At 73.8% G+C, this 18,893-nt stretch carries 19 protein-coding genes, 3 tRNA genes and 2 pseudogenes; 6 read left to right on the top strand and 18 right to left on the bottom strand.

All coding sequences use genetic code 11. From position 1 onward, the window contains the following. Positions 1-126: 126 nt before the first annotated feature. The 4 genes and pseudogenes from GNZ18_RS36185 to GNZ18_RS42795 form a co-directional block, all read right to left on the bottom strand. Positions 127-1,041, bottom strand: coding sequence for a HEAT repeat domain-containing protein (locus GNZ18_RS36185; RefSeq protein WP_156221266.1), 915 nt, complete (start codon positions 1,039-1,041; stop codon positions 127-129). A gap of 44 nt (positions 1,042-1,085) precedes the next feature. Continuing rightward, on the bottom strand, positions 1,086-1,181 hold the full coding sequence (locus GNZ18_RS44175; RefSeq protein ID WP_376766298.1) for a putative leader peptide: 96 nt from the start codon (positions 1,179-1,181) through the stop codon (positions 1,086-1,088). Positions 1,182-1,257: 76 nt separating this feature from the next. Further along, positions 1,258-2,532, bottom strand: a pseudogene (locus tag GNZ18_RS42790) (ATP-dependent DNA helicase RecG); the annotation flags it as partial. Positions 2,533-3,669: 1,137 nt separating this feature from the next. Continuing rightward, positions 3,670-4,200: pseudogene (locus tag GNZ18_RS42795) on the bottom strand (OB-fold nucleic acid binding domain-containing protein); the annotation flags it as partial. 188 nt (positions 4,201-4,388) lie between these two features. On the opposite strand from GNZ18_RS42795, the gene rpmB reads away from it, so the two are divergent. Next, positions 4,389-4,583: a 50S ribosomal protein L28 gene (gene rpmB, locus GNZ18_RS36195; protein ID WP_067632165.1), complete on the top strand. Its 195-nt coding sequence runs from the start codon at positions 4,389-4,391 to the stop codon at positions 4,581-4,583. 70 nt (positions 4,584-4,653) lie between these two features. Here the strand turns inward: rpmB and thiD are convergent, their stop codons facing one another. From thiD to GNZ18_RS36210, 3 genes are all read right to left on the bottom strand, one after another. Then, a complete protein-coding gene (thiD, locus tag GNZ18_RS36200) occupies positions 4,654-5,466 on the bottom strand; it encodes a bifunctional hydroxymethylpyrimidine kinase/phosphomethylpyrimidine kinase (RefSeq protein ID WP_156221272.1) in 813 nt (270 codons plus the stop codon). 26 nt (positions 5,467-5,492) lie between these two features. Continuing rightward, on the bottom strand, positions 5,493-6,239 hold the full coding sequence (locus tag GNZ18_RS36205) for a cellulose binding domain-containing protein (protein WP_246251116.1): 747 nt from the start codon (positions 6,237-6,239) through the stop codon (positions 5,493-5,495). A gap of 101 nt (positions 6,240-6,340) precedes the next feature. After that, positions 6,341-7,261 carry a thiamine-phosphate kinase gene (locus GNZ18_RS36210; RefSeq protein ID WP_156221274.1) on the bottom strand — a complete coding sequence of 307 codons (921 nt, stop codon included), beginning with the start codon at positions 7,259-7,261 and terminating at the stop codon, positions 6,341-6,343. A 174-nt stretch (positions 7,262-7,435) separates the two neighbouring features. Between GNZ18_RS36210 and GNZ18_RS36215 the strand changes: the two genes are divergently transcribed. Together GNZ18_RS36215 and GNZ18_RS36220 are read left to right on the top strand one after the other, a co-directional pair. Beyond that, positions 7,436-7,669 (top strand): Lrp/AsnC family transcriptional regulator, encoded by a 234-nt coding sequence (locus GNZ18_RS36215; protein WP_156221276.1) that lies wholly within the window; start codon positions 7,436-7,438, stop codon positions 7,667-7,669. After that, positions 7,578-8,123, top strand: coding sequence for a DUF3515 domain-containing protein (locus GNZ18_RS36220; protein ID WP_156221278.1), 546 nt, complete (start codon positions 7,578-7,580; stop codon positions 8,121-8,123). The genes GNZ18_RS36215 and GNZ18_RS36220 overlap by 92 nt, the downstream gene beginning before the upstream one ends. A gap of 19 nt (positions 8,124-8,142) precedes the next feature. Here GNZ18_RS36220 and GNZ18_RS36225 read toward each other — a convergent pair whose 3' ends face one another. From GNZ18_RS36225 to GNZ18_RS36250, 6 genes are all read right to left on the bottom strand, one after another. Beyond that, positions 8,143-9,036, bottom strand: a complete 894-nt coding sequence (locus GNZ18_RS36225) for a hypothetical protein (protein WP_156221280.1) — start codon at positions 9,034-9,036, stop codon at positions 8,143-8,145. A 3-nt stretch (positions 9,037-9,039) separates the two neighbouring features. Then, a complete protein-coding gene (locus GNZ18_RS36230; RefSeq protein WP_156221282.1) occupies positions 9,040-9,744 on the bottom strand; it encodes a hypothetical protein in 705 nt (234 codons plus the stop codon). A gap of 89 nt (positions 9,745-9,833) precedes the next feature. Beyond that, a tRNA-Tyr gene (locus GNZ18_RS36235) sits at positions 9,834-9,915 on the bottom strand. Between the two features lie 29 nt (positions 9,916-9,944). After that, positions 9,945-10,017: transfer RNA gene (locus GNZ18_RS36240), tRNA-Leu, on the bottom strand. 5 nt (positions 10,018-10,022) lie between these two features. Beyond that, positions 10,023-10,096 (bottom strand) — tRNA-Leu (locus GNZ18_RS36245). Between the two features lie 230 nt (positions 10,097-10,326). Next, positions 10,327-11,766, bottom strand: a complete 1,440-nt coding sequence (locus tag GNZ18_RS36250; RefSeq protein ID WP_173390995.1) for a protein kinase domain-containing protein — start codon at positions 11,764-11,766, stop codon at positions 10,327-10,329. 149 nt (positions 11,767-11,915) lie between these two features. Between GNZ18_RS36250 and GNZ18_RS36255 the strand changes: the two genes are divergently transcribed. Then, positions 11,916-13,889 carry a beta-propeller domain-containing protein gene (locus tag GNZ18_RS36255; protein WP_156221286.1) on the top strand — a complete coding sequence of 658 codons (1,974 nt, stop codon included), beginning with the start codon at positions 11,916-11,918 and terminating at the stop codon, positions 13,887-13,889. Positions 13,890-13,913: 24 nt separating this feature from the next. On the opposite strand, the gene GNZ18_RS36260 is transcribed toward GNZ18_RS36255, so the two are convergent. The 3 genes from GNZ18_RS36260 to GNZ18_RS36270 all read right to left on the bottom strand — a co-directional run bounded on the left by GNZ18_RS36260 (position 13,914) and on the right by GNZ18_RS36270 (position 17,001). Next, positions 13,914-15,038, bottom strand: a complete 1,125-nt coding sequence (locus GNZ18_RS36260; protein WP_156221288.1) for a D-alanine--D-alanine ligase family protein — start codon at positions 15,036-15,038, stop codon at positions 13,914-13,916. Positions 15,039-15,118: 80 nt separating this feature from the next. Next, positions 15,119-16,108, bottom strand: coding sequence for an NAD(P)H-dependent glycerol-3-phosphate dehydrogenase (locus GNZ18_RS36265; RefSeq protein WP_156221369.1), 990 nt, complete (start codon positions 16,106-16,108; stop codon positions 15,119-15,121). Between the two features lie 17 nt (positions 16,109-16,125). Continuing rightward, positions 16,126-17,001 carry a lysophospholipid acyltransferase family protein gene (locus GNZ18_RS36270; protein ID WP_156221291.1) on the bottom strand — a complete coding sequence of 292 codons (876 nt, stop codon included), beginning with the start codon at positions 16,999-17,001 and terminating at the stop codon, positions 16,126-16,128. A gap of 85 nt (positions 17,002-17,086) precedes the next feature. On the opposite strand from GNZ18_RS36270, the gene cofC reads away from it, so the two are divergent. Next, positions 17,087-17,755: a 2-phospho-L-lactate guanylyltransferase gene (gene cofC / locus GNZ18_RS36275; RefSeq protein ID WP_156221293.1), complete on the top strand. Its 669-nt coding sequence runs from the start codon at positions 17,087-17,089 to the stop codon at positions 17,753-17,755. 46 nt (positions 17,756-17,801) lie between these two features. Continuing rightward, the gene (locus tag GNZ18_RS36280; protein WP_156221295.1) at positions 17,802-18,011 is read left to right on the top strand and encodes a hypothetical protein; all 210 of its coding nucleotides are present in this window, start codon (positions 17,802-17,804) and stop codon (positions 18,009-18,011) included. Positions 18,012-18,132: 121 nt separating this feature from the next. Here the strand turns inward: GNZ18_RS36280 and GNZ18_RS36285 are convergent, their stop codons facing one another. Further along, a complete protein-coding gene (locus tag GNZ18_RS36285; RefSeq protein ID WP_156221298.1) occupies positions 18,133-18,411 on the bottom strand; it encodes an HU family DNA-binding protein in 279 nt (92 codons plus the stop codon). 157 nt (positions 18,412-18,568) lie between these two features. After that, positions 18,569-18,802, bottom strand: coding sequence for an SCO5555 family protein (locus GNZ18_RS36290; RefSeq protein ID WP_156221299.1), 234 nt, complete (start codon positions 18,800-18,802; stop codon positions 18,569-18,571). Between the last annotated feature and the right edge of the window lie 91 nt (positions 18,803-18,893).

Genomic DNA, 18,893 nt, shown 5'->3' on the forward strand with positions numbered 1-18,893 from the left:
CGGACCTGACCGAAATACTCGATCCTGACCGAATCCGCGCCGCGGGCCGCCGGTGCCCCAGCCCAAACCACCGGCGACCCGCACCCAGCGCGGTACCCGAACCAGCGAGGTACCAGAGGAAGGTCGTCAGGCGAGGGCCCAGCGGACCTGGGTGCGCACGCCCGGGTCCGGATCGGTGAGCGCCTCGGTGAGCGCGGTGACCACCTCGGGGTGGTCGCCCGCCCACTGCTCAAGGGCCTGGACGGCGGCGCGCCGCACGTCCACGGTCCGGTCGCGCAGGGCCCGGACGAGCGGCTCGACGGCCACCTCGGGCCCGGCCGCGGCCAGCGCCAGCACGGCGCGCCGGCGCACCTGCCAGCCCGTGTGCGCGGTCGAGGTGATCACCCGCCCCTCCAGCTGCGGCGGGACGCCCAGCTCGGCGGCGGTGTCGAGGGCGGCCATCCGCACGACGGGGTCGTGGTCGGCGAGCAGGACCTCCAGCGCGTCGAGGCTCGCGGGGCGGGGCAGCCGGGCGAGGCCCTCGGCCACCGCGACCCGCACCTCCCGCGACGGGTCGTCGGCGGCGGCGGCGACCTCGGCCACCGCGCGCAGCGCGACGAGCCCGAGCACGGCCTGGATCCTGACGTGCGGCTCGTCCTCCTGGAGGCCCTGGGCGTACAGCTCGGCGGCGCCCCGGACGAGGATCTCCAGCAGGTCGGCGGCCGTCTCGCGGACGAAGGCGTCCCGGCCGCGCGCGGCGGCGAGTTGGAGCGCGGCGACGCCGTCGTCGCCGAGGAACAGCTCCGGCAGCCCGCGCAGCGCGTCGGCGGCGACGCGGCGGACGTCCTCGTGCTCGTCGGCGAGGGCCCAGGCGAGCGTGTCGCCGGTGCCGTGCGGCGCGCCGCCCTTGCGCGCCTCGCCGGTGAGGACCTTCAGCGCGGCGGCGCGGACCTCGGGCTCGGTGTCGCGGAGGTACAGCTCCACGTCGTCCAGTGCGGGACTCTTGATGCGATGGACTTCGAGGACGCGGGCGGTCGGCCCGGGCCCCTGTGTGATCGTCATGTGCGGCCTCCTGTGCGCCGTCGGATCCTGAGAAAGGGTCGGGATCAGCGACGCGAACACAGGGCGCTCGCCTGGCGCCGGAGATCGACGTGGCGGCGGTGGGTCAGGGACTCACTCGGCTTCACGCGGTCAATCCTCACCCTGGCCGCGACATAAGTCAACTTAATCAATCGGAAATATCGGAAGCTTTCGACCGCGCCATCGCCACGCGGCGCGTCAGCCCTTCTCCAGGAATCCGGCGCGGTCCTCGTCGAGCAGCGCGTCCAGGACGGCGGCGAGGCCCGGATGGGCCTCCAGCCCGGGGTCGGCCTCGACCAGCGCGGTCGCCTCCTCGCGGGCGTCGCGGATGACGTCCTCGTCCTTCTGGAGCGTGAGCAGCCGCAGGCTGGACGCCCGCCCCGCCTGCGCCGCGCCGAGCACGTCGCCCTCGCGGCGCTGCTCCAGGTCGAGCCGCGACAGCCGGAACCCGTCGGTCGTGGAGGCCACCGCGTCCAGCCGCTCCCTGGCCTTGCTGCCCGGCTCGGCGTCGGTCACCAGCAGGCACAGGCCGTGCAGCGAGCCGCGCCCGACCCGGCCGCGCAGCTGGTGGAGCTGGGAGACGCCGAACCGGTCCGCGTCCATGATCACCATGACGGTCGCGTTCGGCACGTCCACGCCGACCTCGATGACCGTGGTCGCCAGCAGGACGTCGAGGTCGCCGTCGGTGAAGCGGCGCATGACCGCGTCCTTCTCGTCGGGGTGCAGCTTGCCGTGCAGGACGCCGACGCGCAGCCCCGCCAGCAGCTCCTCCAGCCTCGGCAGCAGCTCCATGATGCCGAGCGGGGAGCGGCGATCCGGCTCCTGCTCGACCGGCTCGCCGTCGCCCTCGTCGCCCTCCTGCCCGCCGATGCGCGGGCAGACGATGTAGACCTGCCGCCCCTCGGCCGCCTCCTCGCGGATGCGCTCCCAGGTGCGCGCGAGGAACGCCGGGCGCTCGGGCGGCACCACATGCGTCCTGATCTCCGACCGGCCCGCCGGGAGCTGGCCCAGCACGGAGGTCTCCAGGTCGCCGAAGACCGTCATCGCGACCGTGCGGGGGATCGGCGTGGCGGTCATGACCAGGACGTGCGGGCGCCCGCCGCCGGTCTTCTCCCGCAGCGCGTCCCGCTGCTCGACGCCGAACCGGTGCTGCTCGTCCACGACGACGAGGCCGAGGTCGGCGAACTGGACGCTCTCCTGGAGCAGCGCGTGCGTCCCGACGACGATCCCGGCGCCGCCGGACGCCGCGTCCAGCAGGGCGGCCTTGCGCGTCTTCGCCCCCTGGGAGCCGGTCAGCAACGCGACCCGCGTCGCGTGCTCGGCGCCGCCGATCTGCCCCGCCTGCGCGAGGTCGCCGAGCATCGCCGTGATCGACCGGTGGTGCTGCTGCGCGAGGACCTCGGTGGGCGCCAGCAGGGCGGCCTGCCCGCCGCCGTCCACGACCTGCAGCATCGCCCGCAGCGCGACGACGGTGTTGTGGGTGGGCGTCCAGCCGTCGGTCACGTAGAGGCGGCCGGGATGGGCGACCGAGATGCACTGGACGTGCTCGCGCCCCACGTACTCGATCGCGTCGACGCTCTTGCGTTTCGGCTCGCGCCCTCTCGGCGTGACCTCGGTCGTCCAATGGCCCGCCTCCGCCGCGGGACGGCAGCGCGCGTGACCGCCGAGCGACCGCGCGAGCCACGCGACGTCCTCCGCCAGCCGTTCGGACGCGGAGACGAAGGCGATTTCGGGCCCGTGCGTCGTGGCGCCCGCGTCCAGCAGCCCTCGCAGCAGCGCGCGGCGCTCCTTGACCGGGGCGACCAGACAGCCCGGAGGCACGCCCTCCCGCCCCGCCCCGGCGAGCCGGACCCCCAGCTCGTAGGGATCGTCGGGGCGGTCCTGCAACGAATCCAGCTCGGGCGCCTCAATGGCGGGCAGGTACCACGTGCGTTCTCCGAGAAGGCCGCCGCGCAGCTCGCGCGTCGTCACCACCCGCCGCCCGCCATCGCTTTCGACCGCCCACAGGTGCTCGTCGTCGCATTCCGCCGCAGTGCCGTCGGAGAAGACGAGGCGATAGACATCGCGCTCCCCCTGGGGAAAGACGCCCGTGACGACCGTGACCTCGCCCCCGGGCGTGATCACCTCGTCTCCCGTGGAGATCTCCCCCATTCTCCGGAATCCGCGCGGCGTCAATACCCGCGCGTCCAGAGGCTGGGCCTTGCCCGCGCCGACATCGCCCTGGAGAAGCCGGTGCATGGGGTGCTCCAACGCGAGGTCGGCCGCGATCTCCTCGCCCACCTCGCGCTGCCCCTTGGTCAGCTCGAACGGCAGCCGCGCGTCGAACTCGGCGAGCACGCCGCCGAACGAGGGCGGGCGCGGCGTCGCGGGAAGCGCCGCCGCCGCCAGCCGCCGCTGGGCCAGCGCGGTCTGGACGACGAACGCCTCGTCCCACTTCAGCCGGGCCCGCGCGCGGCCCAGCTCCTCCCAGGACTTCGGGCGGTGGATGCCCTCGTACGCCTCGCGCAGCCCGATCAGGTGGCGGCGGCGCAGCAGCGCCTCGGGCATCGGGTCGGCGGGCAGGTCGAGCTGGTCCAGCACCATCCCGACCGACGTGCCGATCGTCTCGATCGCCAGCCCCTTGGTGGACGGGTAGATCGGGATGATCTCGTCGGCCCACTCCTGCGCGGCCTGCTCGGCGCTCTTCTCCTCGACGACCTTGTACTGCGGATGCGTGAGCTGCCGCTGCACGTTCCCGCCGCGCGGCACGTAGGTGCTGATCTTCCCGGCGAACAGGCCCCGAGTGCCGGGCGCCAGCTCCTTCTCGGGGCGGTAGGAGCCCTTGCGCCCGAAGAAGCTCAGCTTGAGCTGCCCGGTGCCGTCGGTGACGGTGATCTCCAGGACGTAGCCGGGGTTGCGGGTGAGCGTGCGGCCCTGGACCTTCACGACCTCGGCCATCACCGTGACGTGCTCGCCGTCGGCCAGGCCGCTCAGCGGGGTCAGCTCGCCCCGGTGGGCGTAGCGGCGCGGATAGTGGTGCAGGAGGTCGCCGACCGTCGCCAGATCGAGGCCCTTCTCCAGCACCTTGGCCGTCTTGTCGCCGAGAACCTTGCGCAACGGCTCGTCGAGATTCGCCACGCCCCCTTTTCTAGCCCATGGCACGGACGGGAATCCCGTGGCCGGACGAGCCGGACCGGAGGCACGGACCGATTCGCCTACGTGGTGGACGGTCGGCTACTCTGATTCGTGCGCCTCGTCCTGGGGCGCCATCAGTGAGCGCCCATGACGCCCCGGCCCGCTCGGGCGGCTGCGCTCCGGTTCAGAGCATCGACACCCACTTGGAGTTTCCCGTGGCTTCCGTCTGCGACGTCTGCGGCAAGGGACCCGGTTTCGGCATGCGCGTCTCCCACTCGCACCGCCGCACCCCGCGCCGCTGGAACCCCAACATCCAGCGCGTGCGCGCCGTCGTGAACGGCAGCACCAAGCGGATCAACGCCTGCACGTCCTGCATCAAGGCCGGCAAGATCGTCAAGCCCACCGTCTGAGCGGGGCACCCCGTCGGCTCATCGGATTTTCCCGATGGGCCGACTTTCGCATGCGCGAAAACGGTCGCGGTTACATCCTCCAGCCGTGGTGCACCGGGCCGATGCCCGCGCCGAGGGGGAATCCGGCGGCGATCGCGCCGGTGACGTAGTCCTTGGCCCGGCCGACGGCCGTGGGGACGTCGTCGCCCTGGGCGAGGTGGGAGGCGATCGCGGACGCGAGCGTGCAGCCGGTGCCGTGGGTGTGCCGGTTGTCGTGGCGGGGCGCGGTGAAGCGGTGCTCGTGCTCGCCGTCGAACAGCAGGTCGGCGGCCTCGCCCGGGAGGTGGCCGCCCTTGATCAGGACCCAGTCGGGGCCGAGCGCCTTCACCGCCTCGGCGGCCTCGCGCAGGCCCGACTCGTCCACGACCTTGACGCCGGTGAGCTGCTCGACCTCGTACAGGTTCGGGGTGACGACGGTCGCGGCCGGCAGCAGGGCGGAGCGGACGGCGGCGACCGCGTCCGGGGCGAGCAGGGAGTCGCCGTGCTTGGAGACGCCGACCGGGTCGACCACGGAGGGGGCGTCGCTGCCCTCCAGCGCCTCGGCGACGATCTCCACGAGGGCGGAGGAGGCGAGCATGCCGGTCTTCAGCGCGTGGACGCCGATGTCGGACAGCACGGAGTCGAGCTGCGCGCGGACCGCCTCGGGCGGGAGCTCCCAGTAGCCCTGGACGCCGAGCGAGTTCTGCGCGGTGACGGCGGCGACGACGCTCATCCCGTGCACGCCGAGCGCGAGCATGGTCTTCAGGTCGGCCTGGATCCCGGCGCCGCCACCCGAGTCCGAGCCCGCGATCGTGAGGACGAGCGGCGGGGCCTGCGGGCGCGACGGCGGCGGGTTCTGCTGCATGCCGTCCAGCTTATGGCGGATCGTCCCTAGACGAGCGTGCAGGCCAGCCGGTTGAGCACGCAGTAGGTCGGCTTCCTGGCGGTGCCGGTCGCGGTGAAGACGATCCGGACGGACTCGCCGGGCGCGATCGTGCCGCGGCCGCGCACGAACGGGGACGCCCCGGTCCGCACGACGGTCGCCCCGCTCACCGCGCGGACCGACACGTTCGGGATCTTGAAGGCCAGCGCCCAGCGCGGGACGGCCGCCTGGCCCTTGTTGGTGACCGTGGCGGTGGCCTTGAAGGTGCGCGCCGTCCGGGACTGGACGCGGAACGCGACGACGACGCCGTCGGGCCGGCCCGCGCCCCGGCTGGCGCGCTGCCCCGGGCCGCGCTGGGAGACCGGGCTGTCACGGGGGCCGTGGGCCGACTCCTTGGGGGCGCCGCCGGCGAAGTTGAGGGAGATCTGCTGCGTGCTGAGCGCGTAGGCGACGACGCCGACCGCGACGACGAGCGCGACGATCGGCAGCAGCGGGACGGGCATCACCGCGAGCATCCGGGCCGCGCGTCCCTTGGCCGACGGCTCGGCCTCGGGGAGGACGGGGGCGGCCGGTGCCGGTGCCGGGCTCTCGGCGGCGGGGCGGTCGTAGGAGGTCACGAACACCTGGTCGTCGGCCGGACCGGAGAAGGCGTCGTAGGACGAACCCGGGGGAGCACCGAAGAACGGTCCGGCGGACGCCCGCGCGTCCGGTACGGGCTCGTCGTCCGGTTGGTCGAGCTTGGTGTGTCGTCCCATCCCATTCCTCTTCGATCACAGGATGTATACCAAAGCAGTACCGAACATGCCTACCAGATGCGGGAACGTGCACCGGCCGACACCGGCGGTTTCCCATGGCTTCACACGCGGAAGTGGTCCCAGCCTCCGGGACCCGGATCGCGCCCGTCCACCAGCACCCCCGCCCCCTCGGTGACGACCCCCACCGCACTCCAGGATGACGGCAGGACGGCCTCCGCGGGGAACGTTCCGGCGAACGCGTGGTCCTCCCCTCCGGTGAGGACGTGGCGCGTCCCGTCCGGGCCGAGGATCTCCGGGACCGGCAGCGCCGCCGACCCGATCTCGATCCGCACCCCGCTCGCGGCGGCGATGTGCCCGAGGTCCTGGACGAGCCCGTCGCTGACGTCGAGCAGCGCGGTCGCGCCGAGGCCCCGCGCCTGCGCGCCCGCCTCGTAGGGGGGCGCCGGACGGCGGTGCGCGGCGATCAGCTCGGCCGGGCCGCCGCCTCCGGCGGCGAGCAGCGCCAGCCCGGCGGCGGACCAGCCGAGCCTCCCCCGCACCGCGACGACGTCGCCGGGACGCGCGCCGGACCTGGTGAGCGGCGGCGCCCCGCCCAGGTCGCCGAGCGCGGTGACCGCGAGTGTGATCTCGCTCGCGCCGACGACGTCGCCGCCCGCGACCGAGGCGCCCGCGGCGGCGCACTCGTCGGCGAGCCCGTCGTAGAGGCGCTCGGCCCAGTCCGCGCCGGTGTCGAGCGGGGCCGCGAGCCCGACGAGCAGCGCCGTGGGCCGCGCGCCCATCGCGACGACGTCCGCGAGGTTCTGCGCGGCGGCCTTGCGCCCGATGTCGTAGGGACCGGACCAGTCGCGGCGGAAGTGCCGCCCCTCGACGAGCAGGTCGGTGGTGGCGACGACGCGCGCGTCGGGCGCCGCCACCACCGCCGCGTCGTCACCGGGCCCGAGCAGCACGTCCGGCCCCTGCGGCAGCCGCCGCGTCAGCCGGCCGACCAGCCCGAACTCGCCCAGCTCCCCGATGGTGCCCATCCGCCCCGACTCCCCGTGCCGTCCCACCGCCCGCGCTCCCGGACGTCCGGTTCCGTTCTGTTCGCGGCCCCCGATGGCGCTCCGGAAAGTGTCCGGTACCCCGGGCGCCCGCGGTGGCGGGTAACACGATACGGTGACCGTTCGACGGCTAATTCTCCGCCCGGGGAGGACGTGATGGTGCAGGCCTACATCCTCATCCAGACCGAAGTGGGCAAGGCGGCCGAGGTCGCCGGTGAGATCGCCGGCGTCACCGGTGTCACCCTGGCGGAGGACGTCACGGGCCCTTACGACGTGATCGTCCGAGCGGAGGCGCGGAATGTGGACGAGCTGGGCAAGCTCGTCGTGGCGCAGATCCAGTCGGTCGAGGGGATCACCCGCACCCTCACCTGTCCGATCGTTCATATCTAGGGCCGCGCCCCGGGCTGCGCTGCTGGCCGGGACCGGGCTGCTGGCGGCGGCCTGCGGCGACGGCGCGGTCGAGATCCCCGTCCCCAAGCCGGACGCGGCGACCGCACGCCTGTGCGAGGGGCTCCGGCTCCCGGAGAAGGTCCACGGGCTGTCCCGCCGCGACGCCTCCCCCGACTCCCCGCTCACGGCCGCGTGGGGCTCCCCCGCGATCGCGCTGCGCTGCGGCGTCGGCAGGCCCGCCGCGCTGCACCCGGAGTCGCAGCTCGTCGACATCAACGGCATCTCCTGGTTCGGGCAGCCGACCGGCCGCCCCGTGACGTTCACCGCCGTCGCGCGGCAGGCGTACGTGGAGGTGACGGTCCCGGCGAAGTACAACCCGGCCGGGGACGTGCTGATCGAGCTGAGCGGCGCGATCACCTCGACGATCCCGACCAAGCCCGAGGGCCAGATCTGACCCTCGGGCGGCGATCGCCTCAGGGCGCCAGGTCCACGCGGACGCCGTCGGCGGAGTCCGACAGCAGCACGACCGTCGCCCCGTTGTCGCGCGTCCATCCGGCCGGGAGAAGGAACCAGCGCCCCTTCGTGTGCGCGAGCGTCCGCAGGCCGTTGTAGCGGTACCCGAACGAGGCGTCGGTGCCGCCCAGCCGCACCACGGCGACGCCCGGTCCGGTGATGTGCAACCGGTTCCTGGCGTACACGACCGCCTGCGGACGGGTCGGCAGCGACAACTCGACGGCGCGCGCGGCGTCGAGGCCGTGCTGCTGCGCCGCGTTGGCCGTGGCCCAGAACGCCGCGATCAGCGCGAGCGCGATCAGCAGCAGGCGGCGGACCGCCCGTGTCACCGCGAGCGTCTCCGACCATCCGCCCCGCGCGACGCCGTACCGCGTCGCGGCCTCCGCGACGTACTCCAGCAGGAGCGTCCCGGCGCCGAGCGCGGCGGGCGACAGGTAGGGGCCGCTGACGGCGTTGTCGGCGTGCCGGCGCAGGCTGACGGCGCCGATCGTCAGCAGCGTGAACGCGAGGACCGTCAGCCCCACGCACACCGCCAGGCGCGCCCGCGCCCCCGCGTCCCGCAGCAGGTGGACGAGTAGATGATGGAGGATCAGCGCCCCGATCCCGGCGACCATCACCGTCGCCAGCGGCGAGAACACCGGGCCCGCGCTCAGCACGAGGTAGTCGGTCGTGGTGAACCCGACCGTGCCGAGGTCGATCCCGAAGTAGGCGAACAGGGCCTGCTCGCGCACGTACCCGAAGTAGTACAGGATCGCCGTGAGCACGCCGGTGGACGCCAGCACCCGCCCGGCGATCTCGACCAGCCGGCCGATCGCCCTGTCGTCGCCGGGCTCACCGGCGGCTCCGACCGCCACCGGTCAGGGGCTCGTGTCCGGGCCCGGCCCGTTGTGCTCGGGCTCGCCGCCGTCTCCGGGGTTCTCCTCGTGCGTCGTCCCGCCGGAGGGGCCCGGCCCGCTCGGAGCCTCCTCCGTGTCCGACTCCGTCGGCGCCCCGGACGGCCCCGCGGACTCCGTCGACGAATCATCCCCCGACGGTGTGGGCTTGGTCGGCGAGTGCTCCGTCGGCGTGTTCTTCGGAGAGGCACCGGGAGGGGTGGTCGCGGCGACCTTGTACAGATCTCCCAGCTTCCGGATCCCCACCATCACGCACGGCAACGTCCCGCAACTGCCGGCCGTGACGGCGGCGAGCCCCTGGTTACCGCTCACGCTGCTCGGCATGCCGCTCGTGTTGGCGATCTGCTTCAACGTCACGCAGTTTGATCCCGGGTGGCAATCTCTCCGGTGCTTCATCTGTTCCTGGATGGCGCGGGCGCACGGGTCGGAGCCGGGGTCGGTGATCTCCACCGCCTTGCGGCACGCCGCCGCGATCTTCTTGAGCTGCCGGTCGGAGACGCGCGTCTGGGCCACGTCCGTCGCCTGGGACTGGGCGTCCCCGCCCACGGCCAAGCCGCTCTGCTGCATCGGCAGCGGCGTCGTCTTAGGGCCGCCCCCGCCGCCGCCGCACGCCACCGCGCAGCACAGGACCGCCGCTCCCCCGAGCACGTGCCGTCGTCCGAAGCCCATGGTCGCCCCCCGTCATCACAGGCCGACACAGCGCATGTGGCTACGGAGTGCCCCCAGGTCAGACCCCCAAACCGGAGAAAGCGAACATGTGGGGCGGGTGGGATTCGAACCCGCTCAGCCGAAGCACCTGGGTTACAGCCAGGCCCGACTCTCCCGCGTCGGCGCCGCCCCGCGCACAGGCCCAGCTGGGACCCGCGTCGTACCCCTGGCAGGATTCGAACCCGCATCGCACAGCACCTCATGCTGCCGTCTCTGCCGTTGGACTACAGGGGCATGCGTGCGGCTCCCGGGATTCGAACCCGGAGCGTCCACTTCCTGAGAGTGGTCCCTCTGCCGGTTGGGGTAGAGCCGCAAGGTCGCTCGACAAGGCGTCACTCGCGGCGGCTCGGCCAGGGCCTCTAGGAGAGGGGATACCGGCCGGGGCGGGCGTACGACGCCTCGGGAAGTCGCAGTCGCAGTCGATAGCGGAGACGTTCCATGGCCGGTCCTCCTCTCAGGGTCTCGCGGGCCCGTCCTGGACGGGCCGACGCAGTCCACGGTGCCAGGACGGGGGCGCCCCGGGCAACCCATTTGTTCGTCGGCTCAGGGGGTGGGCTCGTCCGGCAGCGACATGCCGAAGGCGACCAGCGCCCAGAACGCGACCATGACCCAGCCGAGCGCGATCCCGGTGACCGCCATGCCCGCGCCGCGCTCGCCCGTCCGCCGCATCTTCACCCAGGCGATGTGGCCCGCGATGATCGCCGGAATGGACGGCAGCCCGCACGTGATCAGCCCGACCAGCCCGAACGACAGCGAGTAGATCGCCGCGTGGTTGTAGGGCGGCTTGGCGTGCGGGTTCTTGAGGTGCGGGTGCGCCTGCGGGGGTGGCGCCGGGTGCGCGGGCTGGGTCTGGGGCGCGTACCCGCCGTAGCCGGTGCTCTGCGGGTAGGCGCGGGCCGCGACGGCGTTGGCGTACTGGTTCCACGTCTCGGCCTCGGCGGTACGCCCCTGCTGGCTGAGCAGGACGGCCAGGTTCCGCATCGCGGCCGGGTCGCCCGCCTGCGCGGCCTGCCGGTACTGCCGCTCGACGAGCGCCTGCGCCTCCCCCTCGGCCAGCGCGGGCGCCGGCCCCGGAGGCGGCGGCGTGGATGACAAGCCCGGAGGCGGCGTCGGCGAGGAGGCCGGCGCCTGCGTGTGCGGGGGCGCCTGCGTGTGCCGCGGCGGCGGCGTTCTCGGGGTCTGGCGGGACGCGCCGCTGGAGATGAGCCGGTCCAGCAGCTCCTGGGCGGACGGACGGCCCGCCGGGTCCTTGGCGAGCGCGCCGCGCACCGCCTCCAGCAGCGTGCCGCCGAGCCCGCCGAGGTCCGGCTCGCCGCTGATGATGCTGTGGATGACCGCGGGGATCGAGTCGCCGCCGAAGCAGGGGCCGCCGCGCGCGGCGAACGCGACCGTCGCGCCCCAGGCGAACACGTCCGACGCCGGGGTCGCGCCCCGGCCGTTCAGCTGCTCGGGCGCCATGAACGCGGGGGTGCCGATGATGCCGCCGGTCGCTGTCAGGCGCGTGCCGTCCATCGAGCGGGCGATGCCGAAGTCGATCACGCGCGGTCCGAACGTGGACAGCAGCACGTTGGAGGGCTTCAGGTCGCGGTGCACCACGCCCGCGTCGTGGATCGCGGTCAGCGCGGTGGCGATGCCGACGGCGACCGCCTCCAGGTCGGCGCCGCGCAGCGGGCCGTCCTTGGCGACGGCGTCGTCCAGGCTCGGGCCGTTGACGAACTCGGTCACCAGGTACGGCGGCTCCGCGCCCGGGTCGGCGTCCAGGACGGGCGCGGTGCAGAAGGGGCGGACGCGCTGCGCCGCCGCGACCTCGGCCTCGAACCGCGCCCGGTACTGCCGGTCCGCCGCGTACTCGCGCCTGATCACCTTGATCGCGACCTTGCGGCCGTCGTCGTCCAGACCGACGTACACCGTCCCCATGCCGCCTTCCCCGAGCCGGTCCACCACCCGGTAGGGGCCGATCCGGCCCGGCAGTTCGGTCGGCAAGGCAGGTGCTCCTCTGGACGTGGGGTCGGGCACTCCAAGATTGACATATCCGGACCATCGGCCAATACGGAAGACACTCGCGCGACCGTAGAGTCCGGATGTTTTTCGCGAACGGGGAACCGCGGGCATTCCGGGGGCGTCCAACGTCAATGCGTGCCCGCATCTACGCTCCCCTCGCATCGGCCGCGACCCTGCCCCTGCTGCTCGCCGGATGTTCAGGGTCCTCCGCCTCCGACGACGAGGCGGTGGCGGCGCCGCCCATGCGGCTCGTCTCCTACGACGGCTGCGACGCGCTCCTGGACGGCCTGCGCCAAGCGGCCGCCGAACGCGTCGGCCCGTTCGGGCTCGGCGTCCCCGAGCCCTACGGTCCGTTCGCCACGGGGGACGGCGAGACGGCGATCACCAAGGGCGCGGTCCCCGGCCCCTCGCCCGCCGACGCCGGACGGAGCGCGCCCCAGCATTCCGGTACCAACGTCCACGAGGCGGGCGCCGACGAGCCCGACCTCGTCAAGACCGACGGCCGCCGCATCGTCGCGCTCGCCCGGGGCCGCCTCCAGGTCATCGACCCGGCGACGCGCAAGGTCGCGCACACGCTCGGGCTCCCGGGCGGCGACGGGTACCGGGCCGCGAGCACGAACGCGCGGCTGCTGCTGAGCGGCGACCGCGCGCTGGTGCTCACGCCCCGCACCCCGATGGTGATGTACGACGGGCTGCGGCCGAGCGCCGGTGCGGAGGACGCGCCCCGTCCGGGGCCGCCGCGCCCGCAGACGGTCCTGACGCTGGTCGACCTCTCCGGCGCGCCGAAGGTGATCGGCTCGATGACGTCCGACACCGTCTACGTGGACGCGCGCATGACCGGTTCGGTCGCGCGGGTCGTGGTGCGCTCGACGCCGCGGATCGACTTCCCGGCGCCCTCGCGCGACCCCCGCACGCAGCAGGACTCGGGGCGGAAGGCGACCGAGCGGAACCGGGAGATCGTCCGGAAGGCGCCGCTCGACGCCTGGCTGCCCGGCTTCACGGTGGGCGAGGGCTCGGCCGCCAAGACCTACCGGGCGCCGTGCGGGCAGGTCAGCCGCCCGGCCTCCTACACCGGCACGTCGATGCTCAGCGTGCTGACCCTCGACCTGTCGCGCGGGCTCGGCGACCCGTCGCCGGTCGGGATCGCGGCGGACGGCGAGACCGTCTACGGCAACGGGTCGAGCCTGTACGTGACCGGCACTCCCCCGTCCCTGGTGGGCCTCCCGCGCAAGGGGGCCGCGCCGCGGTCGCAGCACACCGACGTCCACATGTTCGACGTGCGCGGCGCGGGACGGCCCCGCTACGTGGCGTCCGGCTCGGTGCCCGGCACGCTGCTGAACCAGTACGCGCTTTCGGAGCACGGCGGGAACCTGCGGGTGGCGACGACGGCCACGGCACCGCCGAAACCCGGCACGCAGCCCCCGGCGACCGAGAGCACGCTCTACGTCCTCGGGCGCAACGGCCCCCGCCTCGACCAGGTCGGACGCGTCGCCGGGCTCGGCAAGGGCGAGCGGATCCACTCCGTCCGCTTCATCGGCGCCACCGCCTACGTCGTGACGTTCCGGCAGGTCGATCCGCTGTACGTGATCGACCTGAACGACCCGCGCCACCCGCGCGTCAAGGGCGAACTCAAGATCAACGGATACTCGGCGTACCTGCATCCGACGGCCGACGGCAAGATCCTCGGCATCGGCCGGGACGCCGACGCCTCCGGCCGCACGACGGGCCTGCTGGCCTCGCTGTTCGACGTCGGCGGCGAGCCGCGCCGGGTCGCCTCCTACCGGCTGCCGGGCGCCGCGTCCGCGAGCGACTTCGAGCCGCACGCGTTCCTGTACTGGCCCTCGACCGGCCTGACCGTCGTCCCGGTGTCGCGCCCCGAGACCGGCGCGGGCGAGGCGCTCGCGCTGAAGGTCACCGGGTCGGGCATCACCAAGGTCGGCGCCGTCCGGCACGAGGAGGGCAACGGCGAGGGCAACGGCGAGGGCTCCGTCCAGCGCTCGCTGATGGTCGGCGGCACGCTGTGGACGTTCTCGGACGCGGGCGCCCGCGCCACCGACGCCGCCACCCTCGCCGACCGCGCCTGGCTGCCCTTCGCCCAGCGCTGAGCCGGGGCCTCGCCGAGCCCGGACCTAGCGCAGGCCGGTCGGGCGGTGCAGGGCGGTCTGGATGAGGCGGTCGACCATGGCCGGGTAGTCCAGGCCGGTGGCCGCCCACATCTTCGGGAACGCCGACGTCGGGGTGCACCCCGGCATCGTGTTGATCTCGTTGAGGATCCAGCGGCCCTCGGGGGTGTAGAAGAAGTCGACCCGGGCGAGGCCCTCGCAGTCGAGCGCCTCGAACGCCTGGACGGCGATCCGCCGCACCTCCTCGATCGCGGCGGGCGGCAGGTCGGGCGGGATCGTCATGCTGGTCGCGCTGTCGAGGTACTTGGTCTCGAAGTCGTAGAAGTCGTGGCCGCCGGCCATGGTGACCTCGGCGGGCAGGCTCGCGTCGGGCGGCCCGTCGTCCAGGCCCTGCAGGACGCCGCACTCGATCTCGCGGCCCTCGACCGCCGCCTCGACGATCACCTTCGGGTCGTGCTCGCGGGCCGCCTCGACCGCGGCCTCCAGCGCGTCCTCGGTGGTGACGCGGGTGATGCCCATGCTCGACCCGGCGCGCGCGGGCTTGACGAACACCGGGCGGCCGTCGGCCAGCCCGAGCTCCTTCACCTCGTCGACCACGCGCTTGCGCTCGCGCCGCCACTCCCGGTCGCCGATCAGCGCGTACGGGCCGACGGGCAGGCCGCGCGCCTGCCAGACGAGCTTCATGTAGCCCTTGTCCATGCCGACGGCGCTGGCCAGCACGCCCGCGCCGACGTAGCGGACGCCGACCAGGTCGAGCATGCCCTGGATCGTCCCGTCCTCGCCGTAGGGGCCGTGCAGCAGCGGCAGGACCACGTCGACGTCGCCGAGCGTGCTCGGCACCCGTCCCGGCTCGACGACCATCAGCCCCCCGGCGGCGGGGTCGAACGGCAGCGCGAGCGCGCTGCCGTCACCGGTCACCTCGGGGAGCCGCCCGTCCTCGATCGCCAGGCGGATGCCGGCGGGCGGGAGCACCCAGCGGCCGTCGCGGGCGATGCCGATCGGCAGCACCTCATAGCGGTCCCGGTCGATGGCGGCCATCACCGCGCCCGCGGTGACGCAGGAGATCGCGTGCTCGGAGCTGCGCCCGCCGAACACCACCGCGACACGGGTCTTGCGAGAAACCTGGGACATGAGGCCAGACCCTACCGGGGATCACCCGGGGCGGTCACGAACGCGGCGCCCGCCGCGTACCGCCCCGGATCGTCCCCTTTTCAGACTCCGTAGCGTTCCGGTTTGGGGGCGCGCGAGATCAGCGAGATCGCCGCCTCCCTGATCGGCATGCCGTGGTAGAGGACGGCCGTCACCGCCTCGGTGATCGGCATCTCCACGTTGTGCTTGCGCGCCAGCTCCAGCACGGCCTCCGAGGACCTGACGCCCTCGGCGGTCTGCTTGGTGACCGCGGTCACCTGGTCCAGCGTCATGCCGCGGCCGAGGTTCTCGCCGAACGTGCGGTTGCGCGCCAGCGGCGACACGCAGGACGCGACGAGGTCGCCCATCCCGGCGAGCCCGGCGAAGGTGTGCTCGTCGGCGCCGAGCGCCGCGCCCAGCCGGGCGATCTCGGCGAGGCCGCGGGTCATCAGCAGCGCCTGGGTGTTGGCGCCGAACCCGAGCCCGACCGACATCCCGACGCACAGCGCGACGATGTTCTTCACCGCGCCGCCGAGCTCGACGCCGATCACGTCGGTGGAGGTGTAGACGCGGAAGTAGGGGGTCATGGTGGCGGCCTGGAGGCCGCGCGCGGCGTCCTCGTCCTCGCACGCGGCGACCGCCGCGCTCGGCTCGCCGCTGACGATCTCGCGCGCCAGGTTCGGGCCGCTGAACACCGCGACCCGCTCCTGCGGGACGTCGGCGACCTCCCGGATCACCTCCGACATCCGCCGGGTGGTGCCGAGCTCGACGCCCTTCATCAGGCTGACCAGGATGGCGCCGGGGGGCAGCAGCGGGACCCAGGGGGCGAGCGTCGCGCGGAGCGTCTGCGCCGGGACGGCCAGCGCCACGAAGTCGACGCCCGCCAGGGCCTCGGCCGGGTCGGTCGTCGCGCGGACGGCCTCGGGCAGCGCGGCCCCGGGCAGGTAGTCGGGGTTCTCGTGCCGCTCGTTGATCGCCTCGACGACCTCGGCGCGGCGGCCCCAGAGGGTCACCTCGCCGCCCGCGTCGTGCAGCATCTTCGCGAACGTGGTGCCCCACGACCCGGAGCCCATCACGGCGGTGCGGAAGGTCACGAGCCGTCCGCCTTCGTGTCGGCGGGCCGGGACGCGGCGTCGGCCGGGCGGGAGGCGGCGTCGGCGGGCCGGGAGGCGGTGTCGGCCGGGCGCGGCCCGGGGACCGCGCCCTCGGCGGCCCGGCGGCGCTCCTCCAGCACCCGGTGGTGGTCGTAGCGTTCCACGGGCGGCTCCTGACCGCGCAGCTCGCCGAGCAGGGCGGTGATCGCGTCCATGATCTCGTCGGTGGCGGCGCGCAGCGTGTCCTTGTCGAGGGGCAGGCCCTCGTAGCGGGAGAGGTCGACGGGCGGCCCGGCGACCACCCGCATCGTCTTGCGGGGGAACGGGTGGAAGCCCTTGCGCAGGCTCCCGGCGAGGCCCCGCCGCTCGCCCTTCTTGTAGGGCAGCAGCTCGTGCGCGCCCCAGTTCGCCACCGGGACGACCTTCGCGCCGGTCTTCAGCGCCATCCGCGCCACACCGGTCTGGCCGGTCATCGGCCACAGCTCGGGGTCGCGGGTGCAGCTCCCCTCCGGGTAGAACATCAGGCACTCGCCGTCCACCAGCGCCTTCTCGGCGTCCCTGAGGGCCGACGCGGCGTCGGCGCTGTCGCGGTAGACGGGGATCTGCCCCGTCCCGCGCAGCACGCTCCGGATGAGCGGCACATCGAACAGCGTGGACTTGGCCAGGTAGACGGGGTAGCGGCCCGCCTCGTAGACGAAGTGGGCGAGGGCGAGCGGGTCGGACTCGGAGATGTGGTTGGCGGCGATGATCAGGCCGCCCGTCCTGGGCACGTTGCCCCGGCCGCGCCAGTCGCGCCTCAGCGCCCCGAACAGCAGCGGGCGCAGGATGACGATCGTGAGCTTCCGCCAGCGCGGCGAATACCCGTGGCCCATGCCCCGTCCCTCCTCGTTCCGTCGCCCGCGTGAACGCGGGGTGTCCACAAGTCTCGCGGCTCCGTGCGCATAGTGTCGAGTTGCCATGTCTACAGCAGCGCGCACCGCGCCCCCTCTCCAGTGGTCGCTCGTCGTACCGGTCAAGGTGCTGGCACGGGCCAAGACCCGCATGTCCGCGGCGGCGGGACCCCACCGCCCAGACCTCGCGCTCGCGGTGGCGGCCGACACGGTCGCCGCCGCGCTGCGCTGCCCCCGCGTCCGCGATGTGATAGTGGTCACCGACGACCCCCTTCCGGCCGCGCGGCTCGCCGCGCTCGGCGCCCGCGTGGTGCCGGACGAGCCGGACGCGGGCCTGAACCCGGCCCTCGTCCACGGTGCGGGCCGGGGGCGGGAGGTGTCCCCGGGCACCGGCACGGGCGCGCTCTCCGCCGACCTTCCCGCCCTGCGCCCGGACGAACTCGCCCGCGTCCTCGACGCCGCCGCGCAGGCGCCCGAGGCGTTCGTCCCCGACGCCGCCGGGATCGGCACGACGCTCTACACGGCCCGTCCGGGCGTCACGTTCTCCCCCGCGTTCGGGCGCGACTCCCGCGCCGCGCACCGGGCGCGCGGGGCCCGCGAGCTTCTCCTCCCCGACATCGACAGTATCCGCCGGGACGTCGACACTCCCTCCGATCTCCAGGTCGCGCTGAGCCTCGGCGTCGGCCCCCGCACGGCGGAGGTCGCCGCGCGCCTCAGGACGGTGGCGCCCGGGTGAGCTTCGGCCGGGGGCCGAAGGCGCGGCCGGGGATAGGGTGCGGGGCATGCAGGGGACGGTGAAGGCGTTCGACGCGGAGACCCGGACGGGGAGCGTGCTCCTCGACGACGGGACGGAGCTGCCCTTCGACGCCGGGGCGTTCGCGGCGGGCGGGCTGCGCCTGCTGCGGTTCGGGCAGCGCGTCAACCTGGCCGTGGACGCCGAGCAGCGGATCACCGTCGTGACCCTCTCGACCTTCCCGCTCCCCGCGACGTAGCCCCCGGGGGTTCCGCGACGGCGCGCCGCGGGGCCGCGCGACCGTCGAAAGGCATACGAACGCCGGCGCCCGGGCCCCTGTACGGATTGTTGGGACGGTCCCGGGCGGCGGCGGGGTGAGGCTACTTCTTCCCGGCCACCAGGTTCTTGAAGTCCTGGCCGGCCTTGAACTTCGGCACGGACGTCGCAGGAACCTGGATGGTCTTGCCCGTTGCGGGGTTGCGGGCCGTGCGGGCAGGCCGGTCGGCCTTCTCGAACGAACCGAACCCGGTGATCGCGACCTTGTCGCCCTTGGCGACGGCGGTCTGGATGGCGTCCAGGATCGCGTCGACGGCCTCGGCTGCGGCCTTCTTGCTGCCCAGCCGGTCAGAGATGGCGTCGACCAGCTCACGCTTGTTCATGGGTTACTCCTCTAGTTCCCCCCTTGCCCGAACGAAACTAAGGGACCTCCAGCATGGACACAATCACCTGCACGCAAGAGTTGCCGTGTCGCTGGCGTTTTGTCGGCCTCGCCCCCGTCTCGCCGGGTGACCGGACCGGATCCGGCCACTGCGCACGCTAACGGACGTCGGGGGCCTCTTGGAAATCGGCGAGGAACGCCTCCAGCCTGCGGTCGGCCAGCTCGGCGTCCCTTTTGGCCAGATCGGTGATCGCCAGCAGGTGGCGGATGAGCCGCTGCCGCGTCTCCTTCGGCAGCGGCGCGACGGCCCGGTGGGCGTCGCGCAACTGCCGCGCGAGTCGGGTCAGATCCGGGTCGTCCCATTCGGGCCCGGTCCATGGGACCGTGCTCAATTTCGTGCCCCCAACGGTTCGCGAACGGGCTTCGTACAAGGGAATTGTCCCTGCCGCGGAGCCGTGCTCCCGCATCCGGGGTCGCCATCAG

Origin of the sequence: Actinomadura litoris (genome assembly GCF_009733595.1) — a bacterium.
GTDB lineage: Bacteria > Actinomycetota > Actinomycetes > Streptosporangiales > Streptosporangiaceae > Spirillospora > Spirillospora litoris.